We start from the raw sequence: 12,586 nt of genomic DNA on the forward strand, positions 1-12,586 counted from the left end.
CTCTGGGGGGTCAATTTGCAGCGCCGATAGGGGGTCAATTTGATCGCTATATGCACTTTAGCTCCAATGCACTCAATCCACCTACAACGAAGTCAGTTTTCATAACAGCCTGAAGCGTATAAACCATACTTTGCCAAGAAAGCTGCGATTTTCCTCGTGTATAAAGCCCCGGCCATAGTAACTTTAGCTGCTCACTCTTAACTAGATTATCGATGGCATGTTTATCCAAAAAAGCCTTATTTGCCAACCAATTTCGGGTAACAATCATAGTCTCAGGCATTATTTGTTCCAAAAGTTTACGTCTCTCAGTATTAATCGCCATGTTTATATAGTTTAATTTACACGGCGATAATCACCGTAAAAACAAATTTATATAAATTCTTTGTTTATATAAATAAGAAATAACGGCGATAATCGCCGTTATAAAATCAAATGGTAAACCAAGAATTCAATTACAAATTCCTATTCAATACACTGATCACCAGTTTCTTTACCGTTTCCATCTCTTCAGGTTTGCTGGAAGCAATGAACAAGGTCAGGCTTGCCAATGCATCATTGCTGATTATAGAATGGCCTTCACTATTATGCAATAGATCATTTGACTGCAAAAAGAGAAGGAAGCAAGCTGCTGCAATCCGTTTGTTGCCATCGACGAATCCGTGATTTTTGACAATCAGATATAGAAGCGTAGCGGCTTTTTCTTCCAAGGTCGGATAGAAATCCTCGTCACCAAAACCTTTACTGATTTGTGCAATTGCACTTTCAAAGCTTCCGTCTTTTTCCTTTCCAAACACACCGGATTCAAAATCTGATTTCATTGACTGGATAACTTCTTTGTAGTCAACTAACCCTGGATAGTTTGCCTGTCTTTTATTTAACCCTTTCTTATCTAAGTTCTCATGATCATAATCATCGAGTAACTCCAATCCATTGGCAAAATGATTGAGCCAGTCCAAATTCTGATCGAGTGCCTTTTGTTCTATTGCCCGGCTTAGGATTCGGATTCCGTCTTTAAGGGTCTGGACTTCTTGTTGCTTCTGAGAAAGTCTCTGTTCATTTATTGCATAGCCTTGCACAAGGAAGTCTTTAAGCCGTTGGGTTGCCCATTGACGGAATTGTGTGCCTCTTTTGGAGTTAACCCGATAACCGACAGCGATTATTACATCTAGGTTATAATGTACTCTTTCTCTTTCAACTGATCTTTTGCCTTCCACTTGAACTGTTCGGAAATTCCGAACAGTTGAGTCTTTGTCCAGTTCTTCAGATTCGAAAATGTGTTTGATATGTTCACTGATGTTTGCTTTACTGGATTTAAAAAGCTCTACTAGCTGGCTGTTCGTCAACCAGGTAGTTTCATTCTCAAATCTTACCTCAATCTGAGTCTGCCCATTTTCTGCTTGGTATATTTCGATTTTATTTTCCATTGTTACTGTTCAATTTAAGTTTCATTTTTGGGTTTCAGTCTCTTCATTTAAAAAGAAGTCAGTCTAGATTCATTGAAGCTTCTCTCTTAGAGCCTTCATGTCAAAACTTATCTTCGTGTCCAAGATTTTGGCATAATGCTGCGTTTGTTTGATAGACTTATGTCCAAGCATTTTGGACACCGTTTCAATAGGAACTCCATTTCCCAAAGTGATAGTCGTGGCAAATGTATGTCTGGCGATGTGGAAGGTTAAGGGCTTATCAATCCCACACACATCAACGATCTCTTTGAGGTACGAATTCATTTTTTGGTTGCTCAATACTGGCAGGACATGCGATCCATCTTCACACAAGGGGTGGTCCTTATATTTCTCAACAAGCTTAAGTGCCTTTGGCAACAATGGAAGACGGGTGGGAGTATCAGTCTTTTGCCGATTGGTAAAGATCCACTTCTCTCCGTCGATTCCGATTACTATCTGAGATCTAGTTAGTCGCTTGACATCAATATATGCCAAGCCAGTATAACAACTAAATAGAAAAATGTCCCTGACATGCCGTAGTCGCTCCGTCGGAAATCTTTTTGCTTCAACAATAGCAATCTCCTCTGATGTTAGATAGACACGATGAACTTCCTTTTTCGCCATTTTAAAACGGATAAAAGGATCACGGTCTAGCCAGCCATTTTTAAGACAAATTAGAACGATCTTTTTGAAATTAGCCAAATACTTCATGGTGGTATTATGGCTGCAATTCTGAACAGTTTTAAGCCAAAAGGAATAGGAAGAGATAAATTCATAATCCAAGGCATGTATATCCATATCCTCCTTTTTATATTTCCATTTCATGAAGGCCTTGGTGTGGTCATAAGAGGTACGATACCTTTGCAAGGTGCCCGGAGCGAATTCTTTATCTAAAAGAGCTTCCACTTGTTCATTGTGCTCCTTGAAAATCTCCATGATCATCTTTTTCTTTTCAGACACTCCCAGCAGTATATTTTTGATTGCTTCTGCTGTGACCTCTTGATCCCGATCCAATAATTGCTTTTTGGCCTGTAAGGCTTTGTAATAAAGAGTGTCCAGATAGGAGTTAAGGGTCTTTCCTTCTTCAGAATTCCCAAAAGCCCTACCGGCAGACACATTCCATTTAGAAAGTTGCCATAATCTTTTGGTTGACAACTCCTTAGGAATTCCATCGACGGTAATTCGGAGATAGATGTACTTTTCTCCATTCTTGTTTTTTTTGGATTGCTTCAAAAAGAAGAGCAATCCGAAGCTTTTTTCTAACATAACGCACTGATTTAGGTTAATAAAACTCGAAAAACAGACTCTAATCCACAAGAGGTTTAAATATTGAACTAGTTGATATTCAAAGAATAATACAGATCTCAGTGCGTCTTTTTTTTCGAAGTAGGTGAACTACACGAATGACGCACTGGAATTACAGGCAATTGTGAAAACTTTGAGGGTTTGAATACAAAAAAGCCTGTAACACAACTCATTACAGGCCTTCGCATTTTCTGGAAAATCTTAACGTTTATAAACGTAAATATCTGAAAATCAATTATTTGCTAATATTTAAGGTAAAAACAAAAATAGGTTACAGATTTTTAAACCTGTAACCTATTGATATTCAATTCTTTACTAGTAGAGAGGAAGGGATTCGAACCCTCGATACCCTCACGAGTATACACGCTTTCCAAGCGTGCGCCTTCAGCCACTCGGCCACCTCTCTAGATTGTTTTCCAACCCAATATCCTGAATCGGAGTGCAAAGAAAATTATTATTAGTGCCCTTTCCAAATAATCCTGAAAAATACCCTGTGAAATAGCAATTATGCACTCATCTCTCCAGCTAACGGCACATTCAGCTTAGCAATAATCTCTGATCGCCGGGTTTCCTGACCTAGCAAAAACATCAACTTGGTCACTGCTGCTTCGGTAGTCATATCCGTACCACTGATAACGCCCACATTCAGAAGTTCCTTACTTGTCTCATATCTTCCTTGAATCACTCGCCCACCATTACACTGTGATACATTTAGAATTATAATCCCTTTCTTGATTGCTTTTTGAAGTGAATCCATAAACCATTCCTCGCTAGGGCTATTTCCTGATCCATAAGTTTCCAGTACTATAGCTTTCAATCCATCAATACCTAAGATGGAATCAATTACATTTTGTGTTATCCCAGGAAATAGTTTTAGAATAAGCACATTATTGTCCAGTGAATTTCTGTTCACCAGTTTCTTATGTGATTCCAGTGGCCGAATTGCCTGAGTATTGTAATCAATCACAATTCCCGATTCGGCGAGAGGAGGATAGTTTTCAGATTCAAAAGCATCAAAATGTACACTCTGCACTTTCTTGGAGCGATTTCCTCTTAAGAGAAGATGATTGAAGAATATACATACTTCAGGTACAATTGGCTCTCCATTGATCTTTGCTGTGGCAATCTCCAATGAGGTCATTAGATTTTCACGTGCATCTGATCTCATCGCTGAGATCGGTAGTTGGGCACCAGTAAAAATCACAGGTTTATTCAGTCCCTGAAGCATATAACTCAACATAGAAGCAGAATAGGCCATGGTGTCCGTTCCGTGAAGCACTACAAACCCATCATAACTATCATAATTCTCATAGATAATATAAGCCATATCCTTCCAGTGACTCATCGTGACATTGGAAGAATCAATAGGCTCAGGAAAGGAAATCACCGTAATGGCAATATCCATCGTATAGAGAATCGGGATCTTCTCCAATATCTGTCCAAAATTAAACGGAACCAAAGCTCCCGTCTCATCATAGGCCATCCCAAGTGTGCCACCGGTATATATGATAAGCACAGAAGAAGTCTTGCTCGTTCGAAGTGCAGTATTTAGTCGGACTATTTTATAATTCATGATGCAATCTCACTGAATAGGTTAAGGGCGTTTTGTTTCGTCTGTAATGCAACTTCTTCTTTGGAAAGATGAAGATAATCACCGATTTTCTCGGCAATTATAGGCAAATATGCCGGAGAGTTTCTTTTACCTCTGAAGGGTACCGGTGCAAGATATGGGGCATCCGTCTCCAAAACTATATGCGCTAGGTTAATTTCCGGGATTACCTTATCCAGCCCTCCATTTTTGAAGGTTGCTACTCCACCGATCCCTAGTAGAAATCCCATCTCTATAATTTCCCTAGCTTGGTCCAAATTTCCGTTGAAGCAATGGAAGATACCTTTTAATCTGCCATCGTGCTCTTCTTTTACGATGGCTATTGTCTCATCCATAGATTCCCTGCAGTGTAAGACTATTGGTAAATTTCTATCCTTTGCCCAACCAATCTGTATTTTTAGCGCTTCTTTCTGCTGCTCAAAAAATATCTTGTCCCAATATAAGTCCAGCCCAATTTCACCTACAGCACCGAATTGGCGCTTATCGAGCCAATTTGCCATAGTAGCCAATTGCTCTCTGAAATCCTCTTTGACATCGCAGGGATGCAGACCCATCATGGGAATGCATAAGCCTGGGTATTTCTCCTCGCAAGCAAGCATGGCATCGATCGTAGAAACATCGACATTAGGCATATAAACCCGCTCTATACCAGCATCTTTGATATCCTGTATTACCTGATCCCGATCAGAATCAAACTTGGTCGAATAAATATGGGCGTGCGTCTCTATGTAATTCATGGGTATATTCTGGATTTCCAAATTGTTTTGGAAGGCCAAAAATAGTAAAGAATAGTAAGTAGGGTAGTATTGAAATTATAAAAATCAAAAACCAATAAGTATAACCAACTGATTTTCACACCTGCCCTTTTGGCTATATTACTTAAAAATATTCCTTGTAAAATTATTTTCATTAATCCCAGACCTGTCCCCAAAAGTGGATTTGACAGAATTAAGCCTAATAAGGCCACGAAATACGCAGCCTGAAGTGCCAAAATTAATTTCCAATAAAAAGGCAAAGTCATCACTCCTCCCATCCATCTCTTTCTTTGGTCCAGCAAGTTAAATAACCCTGATTCTGGATTTGTAAACACCAGCATTCCAGGACTCACCTGATGAGCTATTTTAAAGCCTTGCCGAGAAATAGCTCTTGATATTTCCAAATCTTCTGTAAGACTAAAGGGCAAATTCTTGAATCCCCCGGACTTCTTATATGCCTCTTTGCTTATCACCATATTATTTCCCAGCCCGGTGGTCTTCATATTCAAATCCGTCGCTACTTTCACAAAGCCTAACGTCAGCCACCAATCGATCTCCTGAAACCTTCCAAATAAGCCTGAAGTTTTCACCTGGGTAATCCCTATTACCATCCCTGTGTTTCCACTGAATGAATTGATCCCTTCCCTAATCCAATTTGGGTTTACTTCACAGTCTGCGTCAGTGAAGAAATAATAATCACCTGTCGCTTTTTCACTTAAAAATGCCAATGCATTTGCTTTCCCATTATCATTATAGAATGCCGACTGCGAAGGTTGAATGGACAGTAAAGTACTATTAGAATTTCTACCACACCAATCGGTCAATATCTCCATTGTTCGGTCCGTACTCTGATCATCAACAAATAAAAACTGGATTCGGTCGGATGGATAATCGAGTTTCCCCAAGGATTCTAAAAGATCTGGAAGATCCTTTTCTTCATTTCGTGCTGCCACTAGAATGGATACGTGTGGGGTTTTCAGTTCATTTTTTACAGCATGGTCCTTCCAGAAAAAGTGAATTCTAACAATCGCTACGACAAACTGGATGAGGATTAAGCCTAGTATTCCGATAAAAAACCAACTGATCATAGCAACCCAGTTTTCCAGCCATTTTCAAGTATGAAGTCTAAGTATTGAGGTAAAATTTTCTTTAAGACCTCTTTTGTCTTTAGCTGATCATGAAATACCACAATCGATCCTGGTCTGGTATGCTTGATAGATTTTTTTAAAATCAATTCAGACTTTAACCTTTGATCATAATCCCCAGACAGCATATCCCACATTACTATCTGGTGAAATTTGGAAACCTCTAGCGCCTGACTTTGATTGATCATTCCATAGGGCGGCCTGAATAATTTTGTCTTTACTCCTAACTGATCTTCGAGTATTTTATCACATAACTCAATATTATCCAGATAAAGGTGCTTTTTGGTTTTCCACCCATTCAGATGATTAAATGTGTGATTTCCTATTTTATGGTTTTGACTGATAATCTCTTTTGCAAGAATCGGATTCTTACGAACGTTATCGCCAACCACAAAAAATGTAGCTTTCTGCCTCCTTTTACCTAATTGTTCCAAAACGTATTCCGTAACTCCAGGCACAGGTCCATCATCAAAAGTCAGGTAAACTGTATTTTCTTCTGAATCTTTTCTCCAAAGTCGAGTTGGGAAAAGCTGCTGAACTAAAGCAGGGACGGTGTGCCAAACCATACTATTGAAACTTTAAACTCAGCAAAGTCAGATCATCCCGCAATTGGGCATTTTTAGAAAAGTCCCTGATTTTCTTTAAAAACTTCCTATGAAAATCGTCCGGATCCAAGCCTTTATTTTTGTCTGCAAACTTCTCAAAACGTTCCTCACCATACTCCTCTTCAAATGGATTCATGGCTTCCGTCAATCCATCTGTATAAAGATGTAGCGAAAAATCATGAAGGTTCTCACGCTTTCCTATTTCCAGAAAAGGTAATTCATCAAATGCTCCTAAAATCGTAGTACCTGCATGCAAACTCTCACAATTGTCTGTTTCCTCTCGGCAAAGTAAAGGCGGATTATGCCCGGCATTGACATACGTTAGCTCCCGGGTTTTAAAATTAAAGTGTCCCAGAAAAAAGGTAATGAAGCGTTCTCCATGGGTATTTTCGAATAGGGTATAATTCAGCTGCTTTACGACCATTTCCAGATCTGCGTCGCTGCGCAATAATGTGCGGAGCGCTGCCTGAAAATTGGACATCAGCAAAGCTGCGGAAATCCCTTTGCCGGAAACATCCGCTATGCAAAAGTAAACTTCATCTTTGGACTTGCGGATCAGGTCATAGTAGTCTCCACCCACCATACTATGAGGCAGGTAAGTCACCTTTGCCTTCAGCTCCTTATCTATTGGAAGTTCTGCCGGAAAAAGCATCTGCTGTACCTGAGAAGCAATAGTGACCTCCCTGTTTAAAATTTCCTGCTCCAATTGCTTTCGTGCAAATCGCTTATTCTCCAATGCCACCACCAAGATATTGGTCAATGCCTGCGTGAAGTTTAAGTCCAATTCCATGCTTTGGTCCTTTCTCCGAAGAAAAAGAATTGCCAGCATTTTATCTTTGTGATATACCGGCAGGTAAGTCTCTAATTCCTCAAAGGAATATTCCTCTTCCAATTCCATCCTCAATTCTCCGGTGGTTTTTTCGTCCAGAACCTGATCGGCAGAAATGAGCACAGGTACATTACCCTTTACACCATGAGAAATCTTATTTTCAAATGCACCTTCCTTTGCCACATAGAGTATTAATGCTTTAATATTCAAGTGAACCAAACAGGTGAATTTGAAAATATTCAGCAAAACTGCTTCAGATTGATTTTCATTAATCGCTTGGGTAATCTCAAGCAGAGATTTAAGCTGCAGTTCTTTTCGTTGAAATTTGTGTATTTCTGTGGTCAATTCTAAAGTGTATTATGTGCCATCAAACCATTTTTTGTCGCCAAAAAATATAATTTCTTGCCTTCCTTCAAAACATCAACTTCTCCGAATCTTTCTGTATCCGGATCATCCAGGCACTTGATATAACCCTGGGAGTAAAGAGATTGCAAGGTGGACAATAGCGATTTCTCCTCCCAATTTAAGGTTTCCAAAAGATAGCTGTAAGGCTGGACGAAATAAAGCTCGTCCATCAAGTCAAATTCCTGATCGTTCATGTTCCAATTTTCAGATTCTAAATTAACACTTCTCTAGTTCTCCCTACCTTTCCACATGAATTTTCCTCTCACAGCTCCTATTCCTGTCTGCAATACATAGATCGGATGAACAAAAGAAGTTTTCAAAATTGACAAAATTGTAGGCTTCCTGCCAATACTTTCCAACACCTTCCCCAAGCTTAGCTTTTCAGCACTCACCTTCATCAACCAAACCAACCCAAATACCAACATACCCTTTTTACCAAAAGGAATTAGAAATAGACTTCCTAGCCAAACCAATTGTGAACCAAATGCTAGAATCGCCGACAGCGCATGTAAAACAGAGAAGTGTGCCCTCCATTTGCTTGCCCAACGCACGCGCTGATTAATCAGGGCATGCCAACTGACTTCAGGTTTAGTGGTTACTAGCACCTCAGATGAGGAGAAATTAAAGCAAGATTCTTCTCCATAGGTTATATGTATTTTCTTTAGCAGAAATTCATCATCACCCGATTTGATTTCCCGATTTCCTTCATATCCATTCACTTGCAAAAAAGCTTCTTTTCTGTAAGCCAGATTTGCACCACTGCACATTAAAGGCCTTTTTATTGCAAAAGAATAATTGGTCGTCAACAAAATGCTCGCCCAATCAATAGACTGAAAAACATGAAGAAACTTATCAGTTCCTTGCACCATAACTGCCCCAGCTACTAATTGCACCGCAGGATTTTGAAATGGAGTTACCATCTTTTCAATCCATAATTCAGGAAAACTACAATCAGCATCGGTACAAATAATAATCTCCCCGGAAGCAGCATTCACACCATATTCTAACGCACTCTTTTTTCCTTTATTCAGACTCCGAAGAATTTTAACCTCAAGTTTATCTTTTAGATGCTTTCTCAGCAAATCAACTGAGTTATCATCGGAGTGATCATCAACCAGTAAAATCTCAAGATTTTTGTAGCTAATTTTCAAAAGATTAGAAACCAGATCAGGAATATTCGCTGCCTCATTTCTAAAAGGAACAATAAGCGTGACGGATCGAAGCAAAGGATTTTCCACATCAAAGTTATGCCGCTCACTCCAAAATCTGCTCATCCACCAAAGCAAGGCGAAGTAACTCAGAGACCAGATTAGGTAAAAACTTAGCATGTTTTGGGCTAACTTGCGGGGGTGAGCAAAGAACAAGAAAAAGCATCAAAGGAAAAAATCATTTTAGGTATAGACCCGGGAACGAACGTGATGGGTTATGGGGTGATTTTGACAGAAGGCAAAAAGTACAAACTTTTACAATACGGCGTAATTCATCTCAAAAAGTATGAAACGCATGAATTGAAACTCAAGAAGATTTTTGAACGAATCACAGGCATCATAGAGGAATTCTTACCAGACAGCGTGGCCTTAGAAGCTCCATTTTTTGGAGTAAATGTGCAATCCATGTTGAAGCTTGGTCGGGCCCAGGGAGTTGCCATGGCGGCAGCTTTGGCTAGAGACATTCCTATCACCGAGTATTCCCCTAAAAAAGTAAAGCAGTCTGTAACAGGAAATGGAAATGCTTCTAAAGAACAAGTAGCTGCAATGCTTCAGACACTTTTTTCTATTACAGAACTACCTAAAATGCTGGATGCGACTGATGCTTTGGCTGTGGCACTTTGTCACCATTTCCATGAGGGAAGAATACAGACTAAGGGAAGAAATGCTGGCTGGAAGTCATTTATTGAAGAAAATCCGGATCGCCTGAAAACATAAAAAAATCCGGTTACTTACCGGATTTTTTTATGTTTTGCTTAATGATCAGGATGATTAGAAATCATACCCAATTGATAACTTCAAGACATTATTTTTGACATCTTGGTTGTAATAATTTGCACTCTGTAATCCAATATCATAACTAACTTGTGCATTTAGACCAAGTGGTAACTTAGCACCAACACCTACAACTCCAGCTATATCATAGCCCTTGATCGGCTCAGTGGTCGTTTCTGTACTTCCATCTACATATTCGAGCTTTCTGGAAACCAATACTGAACCTTGCGGCCCTGCGAAAACATTTAAAAAAGGCAGAAAATTGACCCTAAGCAAAACGGGTAAATCGACATAATTCAATCTCTCATTCTTCACAGCTGGAGAACCTGTTGCTCCAACTCGTTCATGTCCTTTTTGAGAATATTGCAGCCCAGGTTCAATGGAAATTAAGCCCAAATCTTTTCTAAAGTATGCACCTACATGAAATCCTGCTCTAGGATCCGATTCGAAATCAGTGAAATTAGCGCTATTTAAGCCTGCTCTTACGCCAAATTGCGCATTTGCTGTGCTGAAGAGTCCTAGGACAAAGAATAAAACCAAAAGCTTTTTCATAAAATATTAATTTGTGGATAGAATATAATCAGAGAATAGAGTGAATTAAGGATTAAAAGCTAAGATATTTTCAATTTTGAAGCAGGTCTTACTACGCTTCTTTTTAAATTAACTGTAGAATATCAAGAGACGTAAATATTCTTCCTACGTCAAAATCACTTTTTAGTAACGAACTAATGGAAAATTTCTTAAGCCTCTTTAGCAAATTCCCTACCACAAGTGACGAAGCAAAAGCAGCTTTTGCAAGACATTTGGAAGAATTTGAAGTTGAAAAGGGCTTTTTGCTTGAAAAAGAAGGTCATGTAAGCAAGTACTTATATTTTGTGGCAGTGGGCTCGGCGAGGAGTTATTACATCCGGGACAACCGTGATATTACTGTTTCTTTTACCCTGGATGAGGAATTTGTCACCGCCATGCATTCTTTCATCACCCGAAAACCCTCTTATGAAAATATCGAAACGATGGAGAAAAGCAGGGTTTTCAAAATTTCTTACGAAAATCTTCAAACATGCTTTCTAGAATTCCCAGAACTCGAGCGTGCTTACAGAATGATTTTGGAGCAATATTATATTGTCCTAGAAGAGCAACAGATCTTTACCAAATTTAAGACAGCCAGGGAAAGATATCTTGAACTGATGCAATACCGACCAAAGGTAATCCATAAGGCATCTGTCGGTCAAATCGCCTCTTTTCTGGACATGACTATAGAGACCTTGAGCAGGATCAGAGCTAAAATCTAAGAATGCAGCTGCGTCGAAATTTTAAATTTAATATTATGGATCAACTTCCGCTTCCCTTAAATTGGTCTTCCTTATATGCGAATAGCACATTGAACGTAGTTAACGAGCCATAACATCTGGTAATGTACTGCTGTAAATTAATGCGGTCTTCGTCATCCAACTTGGGATGATTGTTGATATTCTGCTCCAGCACTCGAAGCTTCTCCCGCACCATTACAATCTTATGGAAAAAAGTCGACATCGGTATCTCCTTCGCTTGCAAGGCGCTATCATTAGGTTCGAAAATCACCATACCTCCCATCCATTTTCCTCCTAGCGGTACAATCGGGGCACGTTCAGATGTCTGGATCAACGCTTCTCGAATTGCCCTTTCCACGTCCTTCATCGTAAGCATGGGAAAATCAGGAACCTTGGCTTCCTCCACGGTAAATCCTTCGTAATCCCTCGCTAGAGTTTTGACTTCTTCTGTGCTGTAAAAGTAAATTGTGTAATACGTATCATCTGCGGAGAGGATCATTCCTGTACCGAACTTCGGATGAATTATTTTGCTCCCGGGAGCCAGTTCACTTGCTGATGCCATTTGTTCACAAAGATTTGAAGAACCAAAATAGGAAATTTTCATACAAAGGAATAAGCCTAGCAGTCCAAGAAAGCAGAAAAGGAAGGCCTAACGCCTCCCTTTTCTTATTAATTTTTCAGATCATTTATTTTCTTTGACCACGTTTGGGCTAGATACCATTCATTGATCATATAATCACTTTTTTCTTCATCATATAATTCGATTGAGAATGGTCTTCTATGCTCATCGTATTGATCCAACACCAAGCTGACTTTATTGATGATCTGTCTCCTATCCTTTCCTTCTTTCAATTCTCGGAAGTCCCGGATAGGGCGACAAAGACGGACATGGTTTAAATCTATTTTCTGAATATGTAAATCATTTTCAAACGAATTCATAAATAGCAATCGATTGTTTGACTGATCCAAACCTATACAATATGCCTCTCTCCAAGTCTCAAAATCACTTGATTTCAAGTGATCTGCCTGTGCTATTGACTTGAGTTTTTCCTTTAGAAGATTGCCTTTACTCTTTTGCTTAAAATGGCTAATTATTAATGGCAAGCAGACCATTCCTACCAGAGCCACTGATAGGATTATCATTGTTAGTTCATTCATTATTTTTGTATGGATAATATGGAATATCAATCCTAGCTGAC

General features: G+C 39.3%; 15 protein-coding genes and 1 tRNA gene. 2 read left to right on the forward strand and 14 right to left on the reverse strand.

Going from position 1 to position 12,586, the window contains the following annotated elements; all coding sequences use genetic code 11:
• Window positions 1-46 precede the first annotated feature (46 nt).
• The 11 genes from AACZ73_RS00005 to AACZ73_RS00055 all read right to left on the reverse strand — a co-directional run bounded on the left by AACZ73_RS00005 (window position 47) and on the right by AACZ73_RS00055 (window position 9,423).
• The gene (locus AACZ73_RS00005; RefSeq protein ID WP_339874338.1) at window positions 47-322 is read right to left on the reverse strand and encodes an AbiEi antitoxin N-terminal domain-containing protein; all 276 of its coding nucleotides are present in this window, start codon (window positions 320-322) and stop codon (window positions 47-49) included.
• Window positions 323-452: 130 nt separating this feature from the next.
• Window positions 453-1,424, reverse strand: a complete 972-nt coding sequence (gene rhuM, locus AACZ73_RS00010) for a RhuM family protein (protein ID WP_339874339.1) — start codon at window positions 1,422-1,424, stop codon at window positions 453-455.
• Between the two features lie 69 nt (window positions 1,425-1,493).
• The gene (locus AACZ73_RS00015) at window positions 1,494-2,708 is read right to left on the reverse strand and encodes a site-specific integrase (protein WP_233753818.1); all 1,215 of its coding nucleotides are present in this window, start codon (window positions 2,706-2,708) and stop codon (window positions 1,494-1,496) included.
• Between the two features lie 358 nt (window positions 2,709-3,066).
• A tRNA-Ser gene (locus tag AACZ73_RS00020) sits at window positions 3,067-3,153 on the reverse strand.
• Between the two features lie 99 nt (window positions 3,154-3,252).
• Window positions 3,253-4,320 (reverse strand): asparaginase, encoded by a 1,068-nt coding sequence (locus tag AACZ73_RS00025; RefSeq protein ID WP_339874340.1) that lies wholly within the window; start codon window positions 4,318-4,320, stop codon window positions 3,253-3,255.
• On the reverse strand, window positions 4,317-5,093 hold the full coding sequence (locus AACZ73_RS00030; protein ID WP_339874341.1) for a TatD family hydrolase: 777 nt from the start codon (window positions 5,091-5,093) through the stop codon (window positions 4,317-4,319). Before AACZ73_RS00030 ends, AACZ73_RS00025 begins: the two co-directional genes overlap by 4 nt.
• Entirely contained in the window at window positions 5,090-6,199 is a 1,110-nt protein-coding gene (locus tag AACZ73_RS00035) for a glycosyltransferase (protein ID WP_339874343.1), read from the reverse strand. The genes AACZ73_RS00030 and AACZ73_RS00035 overlap by 4 nt, the downstream gene beginning before the upstream one ends.
• A complete protein-coding gene (locus AACZ73_RS00040) occupies window positions 6,196-6,822 on the reverse strand; it encodes a polysaccharide deacetylase family protein (protein WP_339874344.1) in 627 nt (208 codons plus the stop codon). Before AACZ73_RS00040 ends, AACZ73_RS00035 begins: the two co-directional genes overlap by 4 nt.
• A gap of 1 nt (window position 6,823) precedes the next feature.
• Window positions 6,824-8,035 carry a PP2C family protein-serine/threonine phosphatase gene (locus AACZ73_RS00045; RefSeq protein WP_339874346.1) on the reverse strand — a complete coding sequence of 404 codons (1,212 nt, stop codon included), beginning with the start codon at window positions 8,033-8,035 and terminating at the stop codon, window positions 6,824-6,826.
• 2 nt (window positions 8,036-8,037) lie between these two features.
• Window positions 8,038-8,289: a hypothetical protein gene (locus AACZ73_RS00050; RefSeq protein WP_339874347.1), complete on the reverse strand. Its 252-nt coding sequence runs from the start codon at window positions 8,287-8,289 to the stop codon at window positions 8,038-8,040.
• A gap of 33 nt (window positions 8,290-8,322) precedes the next feature.
• Entirely contained in the window at window positions 8,323-9,423 is a 1,101-nt protein-coding gene (locus AACZ73_RS00055) for a glycosyltransferase (protein WP_339874349.1), read from the reverse strand.
• Between the two features lie 21 nt (window positions 9,424-9,444).
• Between AACZ73_RS00055 and ruvC the strand changes: the two genes are divergently transcribed.
• Window positions 9,445-10,020: a crossover junction endodeoxyribonuclease RuvC gene (ruvC, locus tag AACZ73_RS00060; RefSeq protein ID WP_339874351.1), complete on the forward strand. Its 576-nt coding sequence runs from the start codon at window positions 9,445-9,447 to the stop codon at window positions 10,018-10,020.
• A gap of 54 nt (window positions 10,021-10,074) precedes the next feature.
• On the opposite strand, the gene AACZ73_RS00065 is transcribed toward ruvC, so the two are convergent.
• Window positions 10,075-10,629 (reverse strand): porin family protein, encoded by a 555-nt coding sequence (locus AACZ73_RS00065; RefSeq protein WP_339874352.1) that lies wholly within the window; start codon window positions 10,627-10,629, stop codon window positions 10,075-10,077.
• 176 nt (window positions 10,630-10,805) lie between these two features.
• On the opposite strand from AACZ73_RS00065, the gene AACZ73_RS00070 reads away from it, so the two are divergent.
• Window positions 10,806-11,369: a Crp/Fnr family transcriptional regulator gene (locus AACZ73_RS00070; RefSeq protein ID WP_339874353.1), complete on the forward strand. Its 564-nt coding sequence runs from the start codon at window positions 10,806-10,808 to the stop codon at window positions 11,367-11,369.
• A 40-nt stretch (window positions 11,370-11,409) separates the two neighbouring features.
• Here the strand turns inward: AACZ73_RS00070 and AACZ73_RS00075 are convergent, their stop codons facing one another.
• Both AACZ73_RS00075 and AACZ73_RS00080 read right to left on the reverse strand, forming a co-directional pair.
• Complete coding sequence (locus AACZ73_RS00075) at window positions 11,410-11,949, reverse strand: hypothetical protein (RefSeq protein WP_339874355.1); 540 nt, start codon at window positions 11,947-11,949, stop codon at window positions 11,410-11,412.
• A gap of 107 nt (window positions 11,950-12,056) precedes the next feature.
• Entirely contained in the window at window positions 12,057-12,530 is a 474-nt protein-coding gene (locus tag AACZ73_RS00080; RefSeq protein ID WP_339874356.1) for a hypothetical protein, read from the reverse strand.
• Between the last annotated feature and the right edge of the window lie 56 nt (window positions 12,531-12,586).

Origin of the sequence: uncultured Algoriphagus sp., from assembly GCF_963974835.1 — a bacterium.
In the GTDB taxonomy this organism is placed as follows: Bacteria; Bacteroidota; Bacteroidia; order Cytophagales; family Cyclobacteriaceae; genus Algoriphagus.